Consider the following 22,654-nt stretch of genomic DNA (forward strand, 5'->3'; position numbering starts at 1 on the left):
TGAACTGCACCCCGAAAGTTGGACACATTCAGTCTAACTTGGAGGGTGCTTTTCTATGGCTAAATATTCTCAAGAATTTAAACTTGAGGTTGTCCAATATTACTTATCTGGTTTTGGCAGACACCAAGTAAGTCATAAATTTGGAATACATCATAGCGATGTTGCTAAATGGGTAGCCAATTATAATAATCATGGTGCTGAGGGTCTGAGCAGGAAAAACACAAATACTGTATATACTCCTGAATTTAAATTTAAAGTTATTCAGTCTGTTCTTGAACAAGGTTTATCTGTACGTGAAGCTACAAATCAATTTAATCTGAAATCACACACACAGTTATTAAGTTGGTTGCTCCAATACGAAGAACACGGTATAGATGGCTTAAAAGCTAAGCCGAAAGGACGACCTAAATCCGTGCCAAAGCCTAAGATAAAAAAAGTCAAAAATGCTCTGAATGATAGAGACAAAACCCAAGAACAGCTACTAGAAGAACTTGCATATCTACGAGCTGAGAACGCTTATTTAAAAAAGCGGAGAGCCTTGATTCAGAAGCAGAAAGAACAGGAACAAGCCGAACAGCAACGGTTACAAGATTCATTTCTGAATTAAGGCAAAACTATAAATTGAAATATCTATTACGTGCATCACAGATGGCTCGAAGCACGTACTTTTATCATGAGCAGCGATCAAAGCTTAACGACAAATACAGTGACCTTAAGCAGCAAATTAAGATGATCTATCATAAGCATAAAGGTCGGTATGGCTATCGTAGAATTACTCTTGCTTTAAAGAATATGGGATTAACAATTAACCATAAATGTGTACAAAGACTCATGCAGTCAATGAAACTTAAATCACGCATTAGAATCGCAAAATATCGTTCTTACAAAGGGGACATCGGGCAAGTTGCAGATAATGTACTACAGCGCCAATTTAAAGCTGACAAACCAAATCAGAAATGGGTAACGGATGTAACCGAGTTTAATATTCGAGGAGATAGGCTTTACCTATCACCAATTATGGACTTGTTTAATGGGGAAATTATTGCCTTCCAAACCCACCGTAGACCAATGTATGAGTTAGTAAAAAATATGTTGAAAGATGCACTTACGAAGCTTGCAGATCATGAAAAGCCTATCATCCATTCAGATCAGGGATGGCAATATCAAATGCGTCATTATCAGCGAGAACTAGCAGAAAATGGTTTAACCCAAAGTATGTCTCGTAAAGGAAATTGCTTAGATAATGCATCAATGGAGAGTTTCTTTGGAATACTTAAATCAGAATGTTTCTACGGTGAAAAATTTAATTCTGTTGAGGAATTAGAGAAAACTGTGAAAGAATACATTCATTATTACAACCATGAAAGAATCAAGGTTAAATTAAAAGGACTAAGCCCTGTACAATACAGAACTCAGTCCTTAGAAGCTGCTTAATTAATTGTCCAACTTTATGGGGTCAGATCAAAAGCGCGGTTTTTTATTATTTACAAAAAGTAACAATAATATTTTTTATATATTTTCATGAACTTAATGGGCAAAATAGTCAATCATAAAAATTAACTATTTATTATTTATAGATATTTTAAAAAATTAAAATCACTGTTATGAAATCCATTAATTTTTCCATTAATGCCAAACACATGTATTTATTTATTCTCTTTCTTTAGCAAGTTCACAAAACAATCGCTATCTCTGGTCATTTTTATCACTTTGACGAATAAGGATTACATCCTAACAATAAGAATTTATTTATATTTTTATTTTTGCCATGAAAAAATTTCTATGGTGGGGAATAAGTTTATACTTCAGTATAAGCTTACAGGTAGCTGCTTTTGCTCAAAGCAATTTATCAAATATTTCTTTTAATCAGCCTTTAAAATATAGGATTGATTATATAGATCCACGTTTTGAATTAACGAAAGAACAATTTATTCAAATTGGTAAAGAAGCAGCTGAAATTTGGCAAAAAGAAACTGGGAAAACCTATTTTATTTATGATTCTCAAGCAGAGCTTACTATTAATTTAGTATTGGACAACCAACAAGCTACTCAAAATGAAAGAAAAAATAGTATAAATGAGCTATTAAAGCAGCAGGAAGAATGGAGAGAGAAAAATAAAGCTATTCTTTTATTTAAACAACAAATTGATCAGGAAACCTCTCTTTTGAATAAAGAAAAAGAGAATCTTAATTATAAATTCGAACAATATCAAAAAGATGTATCTCTTTTTAATCAAGGAAACTATGGGCAATTTACTCAAAGCTGTTTAAACAAACGCCAAGCTGAGTTAAGCCAGCTTTCGTTAGAATTACAAACAAAGTTTTCTCAACATAGCAATAAAATAGAAATGCTTAATAGACAAATTAAGCAAATAAATCAACAACAAAGCCTGCTTAATCAATCTATTGAGCAATTTAATTTGAGCACGACTTCTGGCTCAAAGACTTTTCATAAAGGCTTGTTTAGTCAAAACCAAATTCAGATTTATGGCTTTACTTCATTCGATGATTTGCGCCTAACACTTGCTCATGAGTTTGGACATGCATTAGGTTTAAAACATACCGATGATCCTAAATCTTTGATGTATCCTCTTTTAAGAGAGCAGGATATTCATAACTTCAAATTAACAAATTCAGATTTAGATCTATTGGCTACATTATATGGTTTAAATGATGAAAATCATTAAAACTAACTAATTAAATAAACTAAATAAAATAAAAACTATTCAATTTTTACTAAAAAATAATTTGGCATTTGGTAAAAAACAATGAGACACAAGTCTCATTATTTTGTCGAAATTGTATATTTTTTGATTGATTTTTCATTTTATATTCTTATAATACGTTTTTTTTCAAATCTCCCCCCCTTTGATTATGCGTTTAACTTCTTTGTTATTAGGCATGGCCTTTGCTTTTTCTAATTTTCAGGCTAATGCTAATCTTGCGACTCCCCTACACACCCAAGTTCAGCAAAAAAATGTTCAACATTTGACATATAAAATTGCTGAAGTTGACCCTCGTTTTGGTTTAAGTCAAGAGCAATTGATCCAGATTACACAGCAAGCTGCTGATATTTGGAAAGAAGGCACAGGTAAAAATTACTTTACTTATGACCCAAATGCAAAGTTAGAAATTCGTCTTGTATACGATGACAGCCAAAATCGTTCAGCAGAGCGTCAAAAAATCGCTTCTCAGTTTAAACAAGACCAACAACGTGTAATTGATGAGCAACAACAAATTAAACAGTTGAAGCAAAATTTAAGTCAAACTCAATCGGATCTTGAAAATAAAAAACAGATCTTAAATGAGAAGTTGAAGAATTTTGATCAACAGATGATGCAGTTTAAGGAAGGAAAATTAGCACCTGAATACACTGCAAAATCACTTTCGAAAACTCAGAAAGATTTACAGAAACAGACAGTTGCTTTAAAGAAAGATATCGCTGCTTATAATCAGCAAGCTGCAGACTTAAATAAAAAGGTTACTCACTTTAACCAGATTAATGATGAATTCAATCAATCATTAAATCAGTTTAAGCAAAATGCCCAAGCTGATGTATTTAAGAAAGGTATTTATAACGGTAAACAAATCATGATCTATGAATATAGTTCTATTGATGATTTACGTTTAACAATTGCTCATGAATTAGGCCATGCACTTGGCTTAAAACATAGTGATCAACCGGGTGCTTTAATGTATTCAGTTCGAAAAGATAGCGATAAAAAAAGTAATATTTTAACTGATGCTGATCGTGATCTATTAAGCGCTTTACCTCAATAATTAGATACTGAACTCATACGATGTATCTATTTTATAAATAGATACATCGAAATTCATGTCAAAGTCATGTTATTGTGGTTGTAAGAGCCGTCTAAAATAGAATGGAGATCAAGATGAGTTATTATCATATCCTGATTGAAGTAAATGATCACATTAGTACGATTGAGCAAACTCGAGATATCGAACTATTTGATATTATTGAACTTAAACCTTATCTTCATTCTATTTTATTACCTTACTTCAATGAGCAAGAAATTGAGCTTGAAGATGAAAATATTGAATATAAAGATATTTTACATCTGGAAGTTAAGCAGACATTATTGCCTATCGAGCACCTAATTGAAGAAGAACAAAAGCAGCTACCAAGTGATACAGATGTCACAATTACTGCTTATGAAATCTTTAATGACCGTGATTTAAGCCAAGATGTCACCTCAGTTATTTTTGATATATTGGAAGCAGTTAAGCTAGATCAATCTATAGTTTAGCTGTTTAATAAAAAAGGTCTGCATATGCAGACCTTTTTTATTTAATATTTTATTGCATCATTTTTCGTGCTTGTTCTTGGCGGAATGCACGTAAAATTTGTTGCCCTGCCCGTCCTGTTGGATTTAAACCTAAACGGGTTTGCTCCTGACGAATAGCAACACGGGTTTTATCGCCAATCAATCCATCAACAGCACCAATATCATAGCCACGATTAATCAAAAATTGCTGAATTTCACGACGCTCTGCACGTGAAGTACCAGGATCATCAGTTGGCCAAGAGCTAACAAATGGACCTGCTCCTCTTAAGCGATCAGACAAATGTGCAATTGCCAGCCCGTAACTTTCCGCAGCGTTGTAACTATAAATAGCATCAAAATTCTTAAATACTAAAAATACTGGTCCACTTGGTCCTGCTGGAGCCATTAAACCGGCTGGCGTACTACCAGACAAAGGACCTTGTATTAGTGGCGAACCATCAATCCGTGTTACTCCTCGCGCACTCCAACTGCTTAATGGTTTTTTCGAGCGTCGTCCTTCTCCATCAATTGACATGCCTGCTGGAATTTGAACTTCAAAGCCCCAAGGCATACCCGTCTGCCAACCTGCTTTATTCAAGAAATTAGCCGTTGATGCCAATGCATCTGCAGTACTCGATACTAAATCGCGTCGGCCATCTCCATCAAAATCAACCGCTAAGCGTTCATAAGTTGATGGCATAAATTGAGTATGACCAAATGCTCCTGCCCATGAACCTTTAAGTTGATCTTCAGTTAAGTCACCACGCTGTAAAATACGCATTGTGGCAAAAAACTCGGTACGGAAATAACTTTGCCGGCGCCCTTCACAACTTAAAGTTCCAAGCGCTTGTAATAAAGGATATTTTCCAGAGATATCACCAAAATTACTTTCAACGCCCCATACTGCTACAATGGTTTCAGCAGGCACACCATACACTTGAGAAGCACGATTTAAAACATCACGGTGTTGTGCAAGTTTTTGTTTTCCAAGTGCAACACGTTCTTCATCTACCAGACCAGACAAATAATCCCAAATCGGTGTCGAAAACTCTGGTTGGTAATTTAACTTATCAATCACCGAGTAATCTGGTGTTAAATTTTGCGTATAGCGATCATAAGTGCTACCTGAAACACCAGCAGCAATAGCCTGTGAACGTAAATTTGCCAAACAGCTCTGGAAATTATTATTAGGCGTATAAGTATTACTATTCGTTACTGGAACAGTCGCATTACTAGATATTGTAGAACCATTAATTACCAGCTCTGCTTGAGCCTGGGTCATCGCCAAAAATACAGACCCAACAATACAAGAAAAACGTCGCATATTATCCTAGTTCAATTTTTAAATTTAAATTTGTAAGTACCATACCATTATGGACTCAAATTTTTCAGAGAGAAATCGTAAATTTGAATTCATAATTACTTCTTTAAATTCATTTTCGGAGTTTTAAATTCAAATTTCCCCTCTATTTTTGAATTTAAAACTTTCCTCACAAGATGAATTAATTTTTAAATTCAAAATCCGCCCTCTAATTTAAATTCAAAAACTTCATTTTAAATTTAAAAATCCAAACCCAATCCACTTGTGGATAACTCATAAAACCACACACCTAAAGCGCCTTACACACTATATTCTTTATGCTTTTCATAACTTTTGTGAAGTACAAGCCCTTGTCTACTCATGAATATACGTTTTAAATTTAAAAGTCAGGCGCAGTTTTGAATTCAAAATATCATTCAGACGACATACATCTTTTTAAATTCAAAACAAACACCAGCTGCAGTACCAGACTTAAATTCAAACTTTAAGTATTGGGGATAACTTATTTTAAATTTAAAAACTCTCAAAACAACTTATTTTATTTTTAAATTCAAAATTAGGGCCTATATTTAAATTCAAAAGCTCAACAAAAGTTATCCACAGTGAGCAAATAAAAGGTTTTTAATATTTTTTTAAATTTAAAAGACAAAAAAAAGCGATCCGAAGATCGCTTTTTAGAAAATTTAACTTATTTAAATGGTCATATCATCTGTTAAAGCGAGTGGTTCTGGCAAAATTTTCGCTAACTGACGGCATAAATTCGTCAATTCATTACTATCCACAGGCATTAATGTAATGTGACCTAACTTACGGCCCGCACGTTCCGATTTGTTATAAAGGTGCAGATGAGCGCCATTCAGTGCCAAAACATCCTCAGTTTTAGGATGTTGACCAATAATATTGATCATAACCGTTGGCCGAACAACGTCTGTTGAGCCTAATGGTAATCCTGCAACAGCTCGAATATGATTTTCAAACTGAGAACAAACCGCGCCTTCAATTGACCAGTGACCTGAGTTATGCACACGTGGTGCCATCTCATTCGCGCATAAGCCTTGTTCTGTCACAAATAGCTCGAGAGTTAGCACGCCTACATAGTTGAGATGATTTAACAAACGCGTAATGTAGTCTTGAGCAACAGGTTGTAGAGCTTCACTATTCGGTGCAGGTACGATTGAGTGCGACAAAATACCGTTGTGATGGTGGTTTTCAGCTAATGGCCAAGTCTTCACTTCACCATTTTGACCACGTACTGCAATAATCGAAACTTCGCGAGAAAATTTCACAAAGCTTTCAGCCACTAAACTTTTTGCAGGACCAAGCTCTGCCCAAGCTGTATCAATTTGGTCTTCGGAACGAAGTACAAACTGACCTTTGCCATCATATCCGCCAGTTGCAGTCTTAAGTACAATCGGCAAACCAAGCTCAGCAACAGCTTTTTTCAAGCTTTCTAGACTATCTACAGCACGATACGGCGCAACAGGAATCGCAAGTTCATCAAACAATGCTTTTTCTGACAAACGATTTTGCGCAGTTGCTAAAGCAATACGGGGAGGGTGCAGTGTTTTAGTTTGTGTTAACACATCTACATCTGCAACAGGTGTATTTTCAAACTCAAGACTGAAAACATCAGCGCTTTCAATAAACTGCTTTAAACCTTGTTCATCTTGACTAGAAAAAACTTGGCCTAAAACACCTGCTGGACAATCTGTATTTGCTTCAAAAAAAGTACATTGAATATTTAATGGTAAAGCTGCTTGCGCCATCATACGGCCCAATTGCCCACCACCAAAAATACCGATAGTTTTATCCATTTCAGCCTCTTAAACCTGTCCCGGAATATTGTTGCTTGCAACTTTATCAGTTTGTGCAGCACGGAAATCTGCAACATTTTTTGCGATTTCAGGACGAGTTAAACCTAAGATTTGAGCAGCCATAATCGCAGCATTGGTCGCACCAGCCGGACCAATTGCCAAAGTACCTACAGCGATACCTGCTGGCATTTGTACAATTGAAAGTAATGAATCTACGCCATTTAAAATTGATGATTTAACTGGTACACCCAACACAGGTAAATCAGTTTTTGCCGCACACATACCTGGTAAATGCGCAGCTCCACCAGCGCCTGCAATAATCACTTGAATACCACGATCACGCGCAGTTTCTGCATATTCAAACAAACGGTCCGGAGTACGGTGAGCAGATACCACTTCCGCTTCAAATGGGACACCAAGTTGTTTAAGCATATTGGCAGTATGTTCAAGCGTTGCCCAATCGGACTGGGAACCCATGATAATTCCGACTAAAGGTTGGGTATCTGTTGCGACCGCGTTCATTGGCATTTCCAAAGCGTAAAAATGGTAAAAACTCGACTTGTACCAAGCCAAGCATGAGAGAAAAAGATGAGGCCAATATTATAGCTGTTTTTTCACTCACCCCAAAGCCCAAGTTTATGTGGAAAAAGCATGATTCCGATGGATTTAACAACGATCTGTCTGAAAACCCAATTTCATATAATTTTACTGGCTTCTAAATACAAAATAGACACAACCAAACAGGCATAACATAGCCCAAACATAGTCTAGCTTGAACGGCTGCTTAAATAGCAACACCATAAATGGAACAAATACAATAAGCGTGACAACTTCTTGGGTAATTTTCATTTCACCCAAAGTCCAACCTTGGTCACTCAAGAGTCGAGTTGCCGGAATCATAAAACTATATTCAAGCAGGGCAATAGTCCAACCAAATAAAATCGCTTGCCAGAATGGTGCGTGGTGCAAAAACTTAAGATGCCCATACCATGCAAGTGTCATAAAACAGTTAGAAATAATTAACAGAACGAAAGCTAAAACCGTTGGGCTCAAAGGCACATCCTTCATCATCACGATGATGTAAGTATTAATATGGATCGAAAATATTATAAAAGATAAAACTGTAATTCAGCTTAAATCTAAAAAATAAAGCTGTACTTTTATGAACGCCTCAAACACATAGAACAACAACGAATTTTGACTATCTTTTCCAGTTGAGCCTTGCTATCGTTGCTGGCAAATTTATCAATAATGAAAACACAGTAATTCACATTAATACTGTGTACAAAAGCAGTGGAGAAGGCGAGCAATGCATCTGCATATCTTGGGTATTTGTGGCACTTTTATGGGCTCTTTAGCACTTTTAGCTCGTGATTTAGGACATAAGGTAACAGGTTCCGATTCAAACGTTTACCCGCCAATGTCTACCCAGTTAGAAAATGCAGGTATTGAACTCATGCAAGGCTATGACCGTAGCCATTTACAGCCTCATCCGGACTTGGTTATTGTCGGCAATGCCATGAAACGTGGTATAGATGCTGTCGAATACATGCTAAATGAAGGTCTGCCATATATTTCTGGTCCACAGTTCCTTGCTGATCACGTTTTACAAGGTAAACATGTGCTTGGTGTGGCAGGTACTCACGGGAAAACAACTACGACAACCATGCTCGCTTGGGTACTTGATCAGGCGGGTTTAAACCCGGGCTTTTTAATTGGCGGTGTTCCACTTGGTTTTAGTGAAAGTGCTCGTTTAGGCGGTGGCAAATACTTTGTGGTTGAAGCCGACGAATATGACTCAGCTTTCTTCGATAAACGTTCTAAGTTTGTTCATTATCATCCAAAAACGGCGATTTTAAATAACCTTGAATTTGACCATGCCGATATTTTTGATGACCTAGCAGCGATTCAAAAGCAATTCCATCATCTGGTTCGTACTATTCCAAGTGAAGGCCGTATTATTGCGCCAATTACTGAAACACATATTGATGAAGTACTTGAAATGGGCTGCTGGACACCAGTGATTCGTACAAGTTTAGAAGCAAATGAAAAAGCTGCTTTGTCTGCCGAATTAATTTCAATTGATGGCAGCCATTTTAAAGTACTCGAAAATGGCAATGTTGTTGGCGAAGTAAAATGGAGCATGACAGGGCAGCATAGCGTAGCGAATGCATTGGCAACGATTGCAGCCGCTCAGCATATAGGCGTTTCGCTTGAAAAGGCATGTGAAGCTTTGTCTAACTTTGGCGGTGTAAAACGCCGTATGGAGTTACTCGGCACGATCAATGGTATTGAGGTTTATGATGACTTCGCTCACCATCCAACAGCAATCGACACGACTTTAGATGGCGCACGTAAACGTTTAGGCGAACGTCGTTTATGGGCCATTATTGAGCCACGTTCAAATACCATGCGCATGGGTAGCCATAAAGATGGCTTAGCACATTCTGCTCGTTTAGCAGACGAAGTGATTTGGTATCAGCCAGAAGGCCTAGATTGGGATTTACAACCTGTGATTGAAGCTGCGACTAACCATGCCCAAGTCAGCCGTTCACTTGATGAAATTATTGAACGTATTGTCAATGAAGCAGGTGAGGGTGATGCCGTTGTAATTATGTCTAATGGTGGTTTTGGTGGCTTACATCAAAAACTTATGAGCGCATTAAAAGCTAAAGCTGCTTAACTTGCGCTCCAGATGATTCAATAAAAAACGGGTTTCAAATTGAAACCCGTTTTTTTAGTTTAATTATTTTTTAAACCTGTTTTGGCTCTATATTTTGCATAAATTTATTCGAGATGAATAAACGTAACGTATAGACAATACCCATCGCAAACACGCTATATCCCACGTTATTACAAATAAACGGAATACATAAAATAATGAGTGCAGTAATAGGATAAAACCATTTAGTAATTCCAGATAAGCACTGAAACTCATAAAGTATCCATATGCAACTGGTATAAAGCACCACACTCACCGCGACAATTACACCCATGTATAAATCAGAAATATGGGCATGGTGCGTGGTGACATCCACAGCAGCAGCAAGGGCAGCACCTACCGCAGCAATACTCACAAAAACAAAATAATGGCCATATCCCCAAACAAACGGACGTACACCTTTAATATGATGATGCTGTTCACTGCGGTCAAAGTAAGCCCACCACATTGCAAACATCAGCATTAATCCGCCAATCATTAAAAAAACAGCCGGAATATTAATAGATTGAGCCGCAAGCGCATCACGAATGGCATTAAAGCTACCTACGATGGATTCCCCTAAAACGATAATAGTAAGAAGGGCATAGCGCTCTACAATATGATGAGGATGCCACGGCGTAGGAGAATATTTTTCTGCATAGATAGGAACAAATAACTCGACCGCAACCAGAAGTAAAAATAAAGGAATTGAAAGGGCATGAGCAAAGTTAGCAACAAGCCAGCCAATTTGTACCAATACGATACCTATGGCATAGCGATACGCTGTAATTCGCCGTTCAGGATCATGTTTTGCGGCTCTCAGCCACTGGGTGACTAAAGCCAAACGCATAATCACATAGCCGACAATAATGATGTCAAAATCCTGACTATGGAACACATCAGGAATACCTGCGGCCATGACCAATGACCCTACAATCTGTACAAAGGTAAGACACCGATACAATGCATCGTCATTATCGTAAGCCGAAGCAAACCATGAAAAATTCATCCATGCCCACCACAGCGCAAAAAATACCATCAGATAACTTGGTAATGCATGCCATAGATGATTTTCAATAATTGCATGATGTAGCTGCTGACCTGCTGTTGCAATCGCGACCACAAAAATTAAATCGAATAATAATTCGAGGGGAGTTGCTGCTCTATGCGGCTGTTCTGGATCTCTTGGAGATAGGGGCCTCAAACTTAATTTTTTCTGTTTTTCTTGAGTAGTCATAAAATAACGTTCTCGAATAAAGTGCCAACACGTTAACACTTTAATATTAATGCCCCGAACACGCATTAAAAATTATCTAGCCTTACTGTCTATTATTTACTCACAAATAAACTATATTTCATTTTTGTGACAATTCTTTATCAAGACCTTAAGCTTAATTCTTTATCATAGCTCACGTTTTTGTTCTTGTTTGGAATATGAATGTCTTTAGAAACACTCAACCTTAGCTTATTCCATGTCATTAATGGGGCTCAGGATGCGAGTCAATTTATCATTCGTCTTGCTATCTTTTTTGCTAATGATCTCCTCTATATTCTTTTATTCATACTTACATTTTTATGGTTTTATGGCGATCAAGATTTAAAAAATAGGGTCATTAAATCTGTCTTTCTAACCTGTGTATCGCTTTTAGTCGGTTACGTTATTTCTCTGTTTTACCATCACCCAAGACCGTTTGTGATGGGTGTGGGCACCACCTTTATTGAACATGCGCCAACAGCGTCTTTTCCAAGTAATCATATGCTAATTTTTAGCACCATTGCCCTGTCTTATTTATTTGCTCAGCGCAAAATGATTGGAATTATTCTTTTATTTTTGTCATTTGTGGTGGCGTGGTCACGTATTTATTTAGGTGTGCATTTCCCTTTAGATATGTTGGGTGCTTTTATTGTCGCGTTACTAGTCAACACAGCCGGTTATTACTTCTGGAATGTTTATGGTACGCCTTTAACTGCATTCTTTATTCACCTTTACCAGATTATATGCAAACCGCTTTTAGACCGTGGTTTGATTAAATAACCTCTAGAGCTTTTATGTAGTAAAACCACCACATGAAGTTCAGTTGCGTAATACAAAAAAATCTGCCATTCTATGTGGACTTGGATATGTTTTATCCAAAACAGAATTTAATTTGACAAGGGGAGTAGCCTCCTCCAAACATAACAGCAATGTTATGTGTCAGATATCGTCAATACACTTTTATTAAAAAGTCGGTATCTGAGCATCGTGAAATTCATGGTGTAGGCAAGACCTTGATCATGTTGATACAGATGTTTAATTCATCTGGCAACTGGTCGAGGTTTTTTTATGCCCAATTGCCGGATGTATGGAGGATTTATGGAAACAATCGGCAATTTATGGCTGTACGTAGCATTCTTTGGCATAGTCATTGTCATGCTTCTGATTGACTTCTTGGGCTTTAAGCAAAAACAAGGTCAAGATGTTTCAATTAAGCAAGCTGCTTACTGGAGCGTGGCGTGGGTAAGCGTTGCAGCTTTATTTGGTGGTGGTTTATGGCTTTACCTACAACAAACAGTTGGGGTGACCTTAGCAAACCAAAAAACCATGGAATATTTTGCAGGTTACTTACTCGAAAAGTCCCTCGCAATTGACAACGTTTTCGTGTGGTTAATGATTTTCGCAGCGTTTGCTATACCGGCTGCGCTACAACGTAAAATTTTGCTCTACGGCGTATTAGGTGCAATCGTACTGCGTACCCTCTTTATTTTTATTGGTGCATGGTTCGTTCAAGAGTTTTCTTGGGTACTTTATATCTTCGGTGCGTTCTTGGTATATACAGGCTTTAAGTTCTTAAAAGGCCAAGAAGAAGAAACCAATATTGAAGATATCAAGCTTTTAAAATGGTTACGTAACCATATGCGTATTACGCCACAGCTTGAAGGTGACAAATTTTTTGTACGCCAAAACGATTTATTATGGGCAACACCGTTATTTTTAGTTTTGATTTTGGTTGAAGCTTCAGACGTGATTTTCGCAGTAGATTCTATTCCTGCTATTTTCGCGGTAACTAGCGACCCGTTTATTGTTTTAACGGCGAACTTAATGGCAATTTTAGGTTTACGCGCAATGTTCTTTTTACTTGCTGGCGCTGCGACTAAATTGCATTACTTGCCATACGGCTTAGGCATTATCTTATTGTTCATTGGTGCAAAAATGTTGTTGCTTGATGTATTCCACATGCCAATCTGGATCTCATTAAGCTTTATCGTCATAGTGTTAGCAATCACTGCTTACCTCTCTTTACGACACAACAAAAAGCAATTGCAGTCCTAATTCATCACAACAAGGCATCTACATGTAAGATGCCTTGTTATCTAAATCTTCAAAAGAGACTGTACTTTAAAAAAACAGGTTAATATCATATGCCAACCTAAAATTTATCTTTCCTAATCAGAAACATAATAGACAACAGCTAATCGGTATTTTATGCCGAATATATTTATTAAAATGTGTGGAGTCTCATGCGTTCTAAAAAAATTAATCTTGTCGTTGTCCCGTTATTACTCACGGCATGTAGCCATAATGATGGTCCTTTAGTACAAGACGTATATAACAACCAATATGACTGTGCTCGCGACTGGAATAATGAAACATGTAAACAAGAAAATAGCTCAAGTGGACATGGGTCTAGCTATGTTGGAAGCCGCTATTTAGGGCCTGCGTATTATCAAAATAATCGGGAAGTTTCTTATCACGGAAATACCTTACATCCTTACAGCAATTTGAGTGTAGGTCGCCCCATTATCTCAAGTACGGCGAAAAGCGCGTCTTCTTCATCCCCAATACGTGGGGGGTTTGGTCGTAGCGGTTTCTCTTTCGGCGGCTAAATCCTCAGGCATTCACTTAATATGAAAAGAAAAATATTTACTCCACGTCCAGACTGGCAAGTGGAACATCAAAATATTGGTTTTGATTATTTTAATTTACCTTCTCTCGATGGCTCAATTTACTGGTCTGAAGGGGTTGCGTATGAGTTTACTCTTAAACAGATTGAACAACTTGAAGATGCGGCAAATGAACTGCATCAGATGTGTTTATCGGTAGTAGGAGACCTTATTCAACGGGGCGACTATCCTGCTTATTTTCAAATTCCTGAAGTCGCTATAAACCATATTGAACATTCATGGAAACAAAATGCTCCGATGCTGTATGGCCGCTTTGATTTCGCTTACGATGGGCGAAATATCAAAATGCTGGAATATAACGCCGACACACCGACTGGCTTACTTGAAGCTTCTGTCGCACAGTGGCTGTGGATAGAACAAGTCTCGGGCATTGCAAACCGAGACCAGTTCAATAGTATTCATGAAGACCTGATTAAACGCTGGAAGACAATTTTACCGCGTGGTAGCCATGTGCATTTTGCTGCCTGTCAGGAAGCCGGAAGGGAAGACTGGGGCAATCTCGAGTATTTGATGGATACCGCTTACCAAGCTCATCTACAAGTTTCCGAGCTTTCTATGGAGAACATAGGCTGGAACGGGCAAGATTTTGTTGATCTCCATAATCAGCCCATTCAAAACATATTTAAACTTTATCCATGGGAATGGATCTGGGAAGAAGCATTTTCTCAATATATCCACCCACAAACACAATGGATTGAACCTTGCTGGAAAATGCTACTTTCAAATAAAGCGATTCTGGTTGAGCTTTGGAAGCGTTATCCAAACCATCCATTATTAGTCGAATCCCATACCTATAACCCGCAACAAGCTTTGTCCGGTAAATGGGTGAAAAAGCCGATTTTGGCAAGGGAAGGGGCCAATATTCGGGTTTTACAAGACGGCCATGACCAAGGCGCGGCTTCTGGTAGCTTTTATTTTGATGACTATGACAAATATGGTTATGTCGTACAGAAATGGGTAGACACCCCATTATTTTCAGGACAACTACCTACTCTTGGTTTATGGATGGTTGGACATCAATGTGCAGGCATGTCTATTCGTGAAGATTGTTATGACATCATTGGTAATGATGCCCACTTTGCAGCACATTATTTTGTCGAGTAATAAGCGAATAGAGATTTAAAAAAGCACTGTTTAGGTGCTTTTTTATTGTGCCTTCGACGCAGTCAATCAGTGCATTTTAAATATATAGCGAATAATCAATGTTCGCTTTTAAAGCTAAATTAGAACAAAAATTCAAAAATATAATGATTTAACTCTATGTATTTTAAATTTTTTATTCTGGTTTACTTTCTTAAAATTCAATATTGGCAAGCTCTTTGCATCTCCAAAAAAGAAAAAAGCCTAGATTTTAGGGGCTCGTCAGAGCCCTAATTTTTTTAAGGAGTAATGCCATGAATGCGATTCCAACTTTAACGCCACTTTCTCTACCATGTAACAGTAGTTTTGACGCAAAAGATTGGGAAATTTTATCGAGCCATTGGTATCCCGTCGCACGTATTCAAGATGTCTCTAATGCGCCTCAACGAGTCACACTACTAGACGTCAATATGGCACTCTACAAGACAGAAAGTGGTGAAATTCATCTGGTCCGAGACATTTGCCCACATCGTGGCGTGCCTTTAACCAAAGGTTGGGTGGATGGTGAGGAGATTGTTTGTCCTTATCACGGTCTACGCTATAACACCGAAGGGAAATGTACCCAAATACCAGCTCAGCCCGAACTGACTAAAATTTCTGATCGTTTTTCTCTAACCAAATTTCCGGTTGTGCAAAGATACGGCCTCATTTGGACCAGTATTCATGGTCGTGATATTGATAAAGCCAATATTCCTGTATTAGATACTTGGGATGATGCAGAACATCAAGCGATTTTGCCACCTTTTGTAGATATTGGTGGTTCTAGTGGACGTCAACTTGAAGGATTTATCGATGTCGCTCATTTTGCATGGGTGCATCACAATGCCTTTGCCAGTCGTGATAATCCTGTCGTCCCTAAATATCACACTGAACGTACCAACTATGGCTTAAAAACGGTCTATATCAGCAATGTCAGTAATTATCCACATGAACTGAAACATCTCGAACCAGAAGGCTTTTTATGGAAGCGTACTTTTGAGGTTTATCCGCCATTTTCTGCCGTGCTTACTGTCGATTTTCCAGAAGGTGGGATCTTAAAAATTTTAAATGCCTGTTGTCCTATCTCAAGTAATAAAACCCGCTTATTTGTTCCACTCACACGTAACTTTGACCAAACAGGTGATTTAGAAAAGGTATATGCATTTAATGCGCAAATTTTTGCCGAAGACCAAGATATGGTCGAATCACAAAAGCCAGAAGAACTACCGCTTGATCTAATGATGGAAGCACATTTTGAAGCAGACCGTTCATCAACGACTTATCGAAGGATTTTGGCTGAATGGGGACTAAGTAAACGTTATACCGTTTAAATCTTGGCTAACTGGGGTACAATCAATCGAAAAAAGTGAAAATATATAGGCTTTCCATGTCATTGATCGCAAATACCACCGTTGTGCGTGGTCGTTTTTTAGATATTCAACAAACTGTCTCTGAGCCAACTGATATTCAAAATCAAATACGTTATTTGGAAGATGGTGTATTGATTAGTGAACATGGAAAAATCAAATGGTTTGGTGCATGGGCAGACGCTCAACAGCATCTTCCTGCTGGAGTTGAGGTTCAACATTATCCAGAACAATTGATTGTACCTGGCTTTATTGATACTCATATACACTTCCCTCAAACCGAAATGGTGGGAGCTTACGGCGAGCAACTTTTAAGCTGGCTTAATACTTATACTTTCCCAACTGAAATCCAGTTTCAAGACAAAACATATGCAAACGAAATTGCCCAGTTCTTTGTTCAGGAACTCTTAAAACACGGTACAACCACGGCCCTCGTTTTCTGTACAGTTCATCCCGAATCTGTAGATGCCTTATTTGAAGCCGCAGAGCGCGTTCAGATGCGATTAATTGCTGGTAAGGTACTTATGGACCGTAATGCTCCGGAAGCGCTGTGTGACACGCCAGAAACGGCTTACAGCGACACTAAAGCACTCATTGAAAAATGGCATGGTAAGGGCCGTGCTCTGTATGCGATTACGCCACGATTTGCGCCGACTTCTACACCTGAGCAATTAGAAAGAGCAGGGCAGTTAAAACAAGAATTTCCGGATGTGTATGTCCATACGCATTTAAGTGAAAACAAAGATGAAATTGCTTGGGTGAAATCTTTATTCCCGGAACAAGCAGGCTATTTAGATGTTTATCAACATTATGGCCTGACTGGTAAGCGTTCTGTGTTTGCGCATTGCGTTCATTTAGAAGATGAAGAATGGCAATGTATGCATGATACACAATCGGCTATCGCATTTTGCCCAACTTCAAACCTGTTCTTAGGCAGTGGTTTATTTCCATTGAAAAAAACTTGGGAAAAACAAGTGAAAGTAGGCTTAGGGACAGATATTGGGGCTGGCACATCGTTTAGCTTACTGCAAACTGTTAACGAGGCTTATAAGGTTCAGCAATTACAAGGTGATAAACTCTCAGCTTACGAAGCGCTTTATCATGCAACCCTAGGCGGAGCAAAAGCACTCGATTTGCAGGATCAGTTAGGTAACTTCAACGTCGGTAAAGAAGCAGACTTTGTGGTACTAAACTTAAAGCCAACAGCATTACAGGAACTTCGCCAGTCTAAATCTAAGTCTGTTGAAGATTCACTGTTTGCATTATTCACTTTAGGTGATGACCGTAATATTGAGGCGACTTATATTTATGGAAACCGTGCTTATCAAAAAGAAACAGCCAAATAAAAAAGGCATTGTTAAGGTTTTGTTATTATTTGGAATATGTGCTATTGCGTTAAAGCGTGATCGACATATTCCGCAAAATGATAAAATTTCACAGCCATCAAAGGGTGCATGAAACGTCATTTTGCTTTAAAATTTTACCATTAACTCAGATTTTCGAGGTGTTGCTGGTCAACACCTTTTTTATTTTTTCTTTTATATCTTGTAGGAATCTGCCATGACTGTTGCAATGAGCATCATGATTTCAACCGAAGAAATTCAAGCAAAAGTCAAAGAGCTCGGCGAGCAAATCAATTCTCACTATGCAAATAGTGACAAAGAATTGGTTCTGATTGGTCTACTTCGTGGTTCTGTTATTTTCATGGCAGACTTATGCCGTACGATTACCAAACCACATGAACTCGACTTTATGACAGTGTCTAGCTATGGCGGCGGTACCACTTCAAGTCGAGACGTTAAAATCTTAAAAGATCTTGATGGTGAAATTCGTGGTAAAGACGTGCTTGTGGTTGAAGATATTATTGACTCAGGCAACACCTTAAGCAAAGTCGTGGAAATGTTGCAGACTCGCGAACCAAATTCAATTCAATTATGCACATTAGTGAGTAAACCATCTCGCCGTGAAATTGATTTAGAAGTTAAATTTTTAGGTTTTGAAGTTGAAGATAAATTTATTGTTGGTTATGGCTTAGACTACGACCAGAAATATCGTCACTTACCATTTATTGGTGAGATTGGCCTATAAATTTTATAAAAATGGCACCGCAAGGTGCTATTTTTTTATATAAAGGCTGAGCTTTGAACAAAAAAGACACAAAAAGTCGCAATCTGCTACAGACAAAATAGATCACTCTACCGCACGATAGAATATGAAGCAAAATCATTAACTTCATCAAAAAAACAACTGGAGAACAAATATGTGGTCACTTATTGTTGCTATTGTGGTTGGTTTCTTCGCTGGCTTAATCGCTCGTGCTTTACACCCAGGTGATGATAAAGCAGGTTTTATTGTTACTACTTTAATTGGTATTGCTGGTTCACTTCTAGCCACTTATGGCGGTCGCTTACTTGGTCTTTATGGAGAAAATTCAGCGGCGGGCTTTATTGCTTCTGTCATTGGTGCCGTCATTATTCTCTTTATCTATAACCTAATTGCACGAAAAAGCTAAGTAGTAAATTTAATTTAAAAAAAGCACCGAAAGGTGCTTTTTTTAAGTCATTTTATAAACCTAACTCTTTCCAAACTGCCTGAATTTCTTCAGCAGAGCGCGCTCCGACGAGTTTAAATCCGTTAGCAAAAATGAGAGTAGGCGTGCCATTAAAACCTAATTTTTTCCCTAATTCCAAGTTACGGTCAATCGGGTTTGTACAGCTCGCAACCGTTGGTTTAACACCTTGCTCAATTAATTTTTTCCATGAATATGATTGATTCGGTGCACACCAAACTTGTCTAGAAACCACAATAGACTGAGGTTTTAAAGGATAGATGAACGTGTAAATAGTCACATCTTTCAGCTTGTCGAGTTCAGGCTCAAGCTGTTTACAATAAGGGCAGTTTGGATCAGAAAATACTGCTAAAACATGCTGGCCATTACCTTTGACTGTTTTAATAGCATCTTTTAAAGGCAACTGTTTCCAATCAATTGAGTTCTGTCCTAAAACCAGATCTTTAGTTAAGTTCTTTTGGTCTTTTAACCGAATCATAGAGCCTACAAACATGTGCTGCCCATCTTCACCAAGATAAATAATTTGCTGGTCCAGATTAGCACTATATAGTCCAGGCATTTCGGTTTTCTGAATATTACTAATTTTCAAATTAGGATATTGTTTTTTAATATTTTCCCGAACAGTATCTACATTAGCGAAACTCAAACTTGTAGTTAAACTAAATAACGCCAATATTCCTAATTTTTTAATCATAAAACCGACTCGGAGGCAGGAGAGGAGAACATTTTAATCAGTTCCGTTAGTGAAAACAGAACTGATTACCGAGTTATAACCAAACTTCTACTCAGTTACGCCAATGTTTCACGTGGAACATAAACAGGTTTTAAGGTATTAATTTCTACTGAAATATGCACAATTTCATCATGAATCGATAAAGCATCACGAATCTGGTCTGCATTTAAAGAGATATCATCAGTTTCAAGTGCCAAAATACAAGAAAATTTACCTTTTGCGACTTTCCAGACATGAATATCTGTAATTTCCGCATGTTTCGGAAATTCAGCTATTACTTCCCGAATTTCATCAACTACAGGATGGTCCATTTCAGCATCTAGAAGAGTTTTTCCTGTCTCTTTCATTAAGCCAAAAGACCACTTTGCAACTAAAATAGCACCTAAAATTCCTAAAAGTGCATCTAAAAAATCCCATCCAAAATATTTACCTGCGAAAAGCGCTACAATTGCAAAAACAGAAGTCACTGCATCTGCAACCACATGTAAAAACGCAGCTTTTTGGTTTAAATCATGGTGATGATGCCCATGGCTATGCTCATGATGGTGATGGTGATGGTGATGGTGATGGTGATGGTGATGGTGATGGTGATGGTGATGGTGATGGTGACCATCATCATGAAGTAACCATGCGCAAATCAAGTTAATAACTAAACCTAAAATTGCAATTGGAATCGCTTCATTATAAAAAATTTCAACTGGGTTAAATAAACGTTGAATTGACTGAAACGCCATAAAAATAGCCACAACCATCAGCAAAATTGCGCTGCTATAGCCAGCTAAAATCTCAATTTTCCAAGTTCCAAAGCTAAAACGGTGATCATTGGAATAATGGCGGGCTGCACGATAGGCAAAGTAGGCTAAACCAAGGGCCAACATATGTGAACTCATATGCCAACCGTCGGCCAGTAGTGCCATTGAATTGAAGAACCATCCACCAAATACTTCCAGTACCATCATGGACGCCGTTAAAATGGTTGCAATCAAAATACGTTTTTGTGCAAGTGGATTTCCTTCATCAAACTGATGTTGATGATGACGTGATACACTATAATCCTGCATAAAATTTAAACCCAATATACTCCCTACCAGTATATTAAATTGTACAAGAGAAAACAGATGAGTCACATTGGTCAGGATAAAAAAATTGTTAATCGTGTAAAACGACTAAAAGGGCAAATCAACAGCATTGAAAATGCGATAGAACAACCAGAATCTTCATGTATAGATATTTTGCAGCAAGTTGCAGCCATAAAAGGTGCAATAAACGGTTTGATGAGTGAATTAATGGAACAGCACTTACATCATCACGTACTTAAAGGCGCAGAAGTCGATCAAAATGAGCTAGATGAATTTTTAAAAGTTTTAAAAAGATACGGCTGAGAAAAGTACTGGATGACATAGCACTCTACATCATCCAGTTTTTTATTATTTTCCGATACAGAACGAACCAAAGATTTTGCCTAATAGGTCATCGGCACTAAAGTCACCCGTAATTTCACCTAAAGCATTTTGAGCAAGACGTAGTGATTCGGCAACGAGTTCACCTGCGTTAAATACAACAAGTTGCTCACGTGCCTCTGCCAAATAGAGCTGAGTGCGCTTCATTGCGTCTAAATGACGTGTTCTCGCAATAAATGTATCTTCCTCAGGGTGAAATCCTGCATGTGCTATAATCGCATCTACGAGGCCTTGTACGCCCATCTCTTGTTTTGCTGAAACTGTGATATGACGGAACCCTTGATAATCGCTTATTTCGGCAGATTGACCAGTTAAATCACATTTATTGCCAATTAACATGAGACGACGCGGTTCAATATGTTCAGCAAAGTATTCTTGAGCCAGTTTTAAGGGGTCATCGCCTTGATTTAAATCGTAGACTAATAACAACAAATCGGCCTGCTCAATTTCTTTGATTGCACGACGAATGCCTTCTTTCTCGACTACATCTCCCGTTTCACGAAGACCCGCAGTATCCGTTAAGGTGATTGGTAAACCATTTAAGCTAATTTTTTCATGTAAAACATCACGAGTTGTACCAGCAATATCAGTCACAATTGCACGCTCAACACCAGCAAGTGCATTCAACAAGCTCGACTTACCTGCATTTGGTTTACCCGCAATAACAACCTGTAGACCTTCACGGAGTAATTGCCCTTGTCGTGCAGAGGTTTGAACAGCATGTACAGATTGTTGAACATCTTCCAACAAAGCTAAAATTTTGCCATCAGCCAAAAAATCAATTTCTTCTTCTGGAAAATCAATCGCAGCTTCTACGTGCAGACGTAAATGAATCAGTTTTTCTAAAACTGTATTAATTTTTGTTGAAAAAGCGCCTTGTAAAGAACGGACTGCCGAACGAGCCGCAGCTTGAGAGGTCGCATCAATCAAATCGGCAATTGCTTCAGCTTGTACCAAGTCCATTTTGCCATTTTCAAAAGCTCGCATGGAGAATTCCCCAGCTTTTGCAGCAATTGCCCCAAGCTCAAATAAACGGCCAAGTAAGGCATTTTGAATGACAGGACCACCGTGGCCTTGAAGTTCTACAACATCTTCACCAGTAAAAGAATGTGGATTTGGAAAGCACAAGACAATACCTTCATCCATAATACTTCCATCAGCATCATAAAACTTACGGAAACCCGCCATCCGAGCTTCAGGTAAGTTTTTTTGCGTCAGTTTTTGAGCAATATCATAGGCCTTAGGTCCCGATAAGCGAATCACGCCCACTCCACCACGCCCTGGTGGCGTTGCAATTGCGGCAATTGTGGTTTGACTATGCATATTATTCACCTAAAAACCTA

The 22,654-nt window shown here is 38.1% G+C and carries 21 protein-coding genes and 1 pseudogene; 14 read left to right on the forward strand and 8 right to left on the reverse strand.

Features of this window, described 5'->3' with window-relative positions:
- Positions 1–55 precede the first annotated feature (55 nt).
- From MKL62_RS13190 to MKL62_RS13205, 4 genes and pseudogenes are all read left to right on the forward strand, one after another.
- Positions 56–1,434 (forward strand): IS3-like element ISAba45 family transposase gene (locus tag MKL62_RS13190; protein WP_094081405.1). Its coding sequence is split into 2 segments (ribosomal slippage): positions 56–530 and positions 530–1,434, totalling 1,380 coding nucleotides; the frame shifts between segments, so codons are not numbered across the junction.
- A gap of 334 nt (positions 1,435–1,768) precedes the next feature.
- Positions 1,769–2,686, forward strand: a complete 918-nt coding sequence (locus MKL62_RS13195; RefSeq protein ID WP_004843757.1) for a matrixin family metalloprotease — start codon at positions 1,769–1,771, stop codon at positions 2,684–2,686.
- A gap of 81 nt (positions 2,687–2,767) precedes the next feature.
- Positions 2,768–3,779, forward strand: a pseudogene (locus MKL62_RS13200) (M57 family metalloprotease).
- A 101-nt stretch (positions 3,780–3,880) separates the two neighbouring features.
- Positions 3,881–4,267, forward strand: coding sequence for a hypothetical protein (locus MKL62_RS13205; RefSeq protein ID WP_001985173.1), 387 nt, complete (start codon positions 3,881–3,883; stop codon positions 4,265–4,267).
- Positions 4,268–4,316: 49 nt separating this feature from the next.
- Here the strand turns inward: MKL62_RS13205 and MKL62_RS13210 are convergent, their stop codons facing one another.
- The 4 genes from MKL62_RS13210 to MKL62_RS13225 form a co-directional block, all read right to left on the reverse strand.
- Positions 4,317–5,609: a lytic murein transglycosylase gene (locus MKL62_RS13210; protein WP_001252448.1), complete on the reverse strand. Its 1,293-nt coding sequence runs from the start codon at positions 5,607–5,609 to the stop codon at positions 4,317–4,319.
- A gap of 689 nt (positions 5,610–6,298) precedes the next feature.
- Positions 6,299–7,420, reverse strand: coding sequence for a 5-(carboxyamino)imidazole ribonucleotide synthase (locus MKL62_RS13215; protein ID WP_000361786.1), 1,122 nt, complete (start codon positions 7,418–7,420; stop codon positions 6,299–6,301).
- Between the two features lie 9 nt (positions 7,421–7,429).
- Positions 7,430–7,942, reverse strand: a complete 513-nt coding sequence (gene purE, locus MKL62_RS13220) for a 5-(carboxyamino)imidazole ribonucleotide mutase (RefSeq protein ID WP_000994663.1) — start codon at positions 7,940–7,942, stop codon at positions 7,430–7,432.
- Positions 7,943–8,125: 183 nt separating this feature from the next.
- Entirely contained in the window at positions 8,126–8,488 is a 363-nt protein-coding gene (locus tag MKL62_RS13225; protein ID WP_002018080.1) for a DMT family protein, read from the reverse strand.
- A gap of 241 nt (positions 8,489–8,729) precedes the next feature.
- Here MKL62_RS13225 and mpl point away from each other — a divergent pair, with 241 nt between their 5' ends.
- Positions 8,730–10,103: a UDP-N-acetylmuramate:L-alanyl-gamma-D-glutamyl-meso-diaminopimelate ligase gene (mpl, locus tag MKL62_RS13230; protein ID WP_004843764.1), complete on the forward strand. Its 1,374-nt coding sequence runs from the start codon at positions 8,730–8,732 to the stop codon at positions 10,101–10,103.
- A gap of 70 nt (positions 10,104–10,173) precedes the next feature.
- Here the strand turns inward: mpl and MKL62_RS13235 are convergent, their stop codons facing one another.
- Positions 10,174–11,424 (reverse strand): low temperature requirement protein A, encoded by a 1,251-nt coding sequence (locus MKL62_RS13235; RefSeq protein ID WP_004843767.1) that lies wholly within the window; start codon positions 11,422–11,424, stop codon positions 10,174–10,176.
- Positions 11,425–11,559: 135 nt separating this feature from the next.
- Here MKL62_RS13235 and MKL62_RS13240 point away from each other — a divergent pair, with 135 nt between their 5' ends.
- From MKL62_RS13240 to MKL62_RS13275, 8 genes are all read left to right on the forward strand, one after another.
- Positions 11,560–12,156 (forward strand): undecaprenyl-diphosphatase, encoded by a 597-nt coding sequence (locus MKL62_RS13240; RefSeq protein ID WP_000051338.1) that lies wholly within the window; start codon positions 11,560–11,562, stop codon positions 12,154–12,156.
- A 318-nt stretch (positions 12,157–12,474) separates the two neighbouring features.
- Complete coding sequence (locus MKL62_RS13245; protein ID WP_004843769.1) at positions 12,475–13,431, forward strand: TerC family protein; 957 nt, start codon at positions 12,475–12,477, stop codon at positions 13,429–13,431.
- A 188-nt stretch (positions 13,432–13,619) separates the two neighbouring features.
- Positions 13,620–13,985 carry a hypothetical protein gene (locus tag MKL62_RS13250; RefSeq protein WP_001256727.1) on the forward strand — a complete coding sequence of 122 codons (366 nt, stop codon included), beginning with the start codon at positions 13,620–13,622 and terminating at the stop codon, positions 13,983–13,985.
- A 21-nt stretch (positions 13,986–14,006) separates the two neighbouring features.
- A complete protein-coding gene (locus MKL62_RS13255) occupies positions 14,007–15,167 on the forward strand; it encodes a glutathionylspermidine synthase family protein (protein WP_005129991.1) in 1,161 nt (386 codons plus the stop codon).
- A 290-nt stretch (positions 15,168–15,457) separates the two neighbouring features.
- The gene (locus MKL62_RS13260; protein WP_005129992.1) at positions 15,458–16,513 is read left to right on the forward strand and encodes a Rieske 2Fe-2S domain-containing protein; all 1,056 of its coding nucleotides are present in this window, start codon (positions 15,458–15,460) and stop codon (positions 16,511–16,513) included.
- Between the two features lie 56 nt (positions 16,514–16,569).
- Complete coding sequence (gene guaD, locus MKL62_RS13265; protein ID WP_005129993.1) at positions 16,570–17,895, forward strand: guanine deaminase; 1,326 nt, start codon at positions 16,570–16,572, stop codon at positions 17,893–17,895.
- A 214-nt stretch (positions 17,896–18,109) separates the two neighbouring features.
- Positions 18,110–18,637 (forward strand): hypoxanthine phosphoribosyltransferase, encoded by a 528-nt coding sequence (hpt, locus tag MKL62_RS13270; protein ID WP_000214980.1) that lies wholly within the window; start codon positions 18,110–18,112, stop codon positions 18,635–18,637.
- A gap of 172 nt (positions 18,638–18,809) precedes the next feature.
- Complete coding sequence (locus MKL62_RS13275) at positions 18,810–19,061, forward strand: GlsB/YeaQ/YmgE family stress response membrane protein (protein ID WP_000269732.1); 252 nt, start codon at positions 18,810–18,812, stop codon at positions 19,059–19,061.
- A 52-nt stretch (positions 19,062–19,113) separates the two neighbouring features.
- On the opposite strand, the gene MKL62_RS13280 is transcribed toward MKL62_RS13275, so the two are convergent.
- Both MKL62_RS13280 and dmeF read right to left on the reverse strand, forming a co-directional pair.
- Entirely contained in the window at positions 19,114–19,812 is a 699-nt protein-coding gene (locus MKL62_RS13280) for a DsbC family protein (RefSeq protein WP_000592161.1), read from the reverse strand.
- Positions 19,813–19,907: 95 nt separating this feature from the next.
- Positions 19,908–20,912 (reverse strand): CDF family Co(II)/Ni(II) efflux transporter DmeF, encoded by a 1,005-nt coding sequence (gene dmeF / locus MKL62_RS13285; protein WP_005129994.1) that lies wholly within the window; start codon positions 20,910–20,912, stop codon positions 19,908–19,910.
- 57 nt (positions 20,913–20,969) lie between these two features.
- On the opposite strand from dmeF, the gene MKL62_RS13290 reads away from it, so the two are divergent.
- Positions 20,970–21,233 (forward strand): metal/formaldehyde-sensitive transcriptional repressor, encoded by a 264-nt coding sequence (locus MKL62_RS13290; RefSeq protein ID WP_000018128.1) that lies wholly within the window; start codon positions 20,970–20,972, stop codon positions 21,231–21,233.
- Between the two features lie 45 nt (positions 21,234–21,278).
- Here the strand turns inward: MKL62_RS13290 and mnmE are convergent, their stop codons facing one another.
- Positions 21,279–22,634 (reverse strand): tRNA uridine-5-carboxymethylaminomethyl(34) synthesis GTPase MnmE, encoded by a 1,356-nt coding sequence (gene mnmE / locus MKL62_RS13295; RefSeq protein WP_000556119.1) that lies wholly within the window; start codon positions 22,632–22,634, stop codon positions 21,279–21,281.
- Positions 22,635–22,654: the final 20 nt, after the last annotated feature.

The organism is Acinetobacter sp. AOR01_HL (assembly GCF_027855455.1).
Taxonomy (GTDB): domain Bacteria; phylum Pseudomonadota; class Gammaproteobacteria; order Pseudomonadales; family Moraxellaceae; genus Acinetobacter; species Acinetobacter baumannii.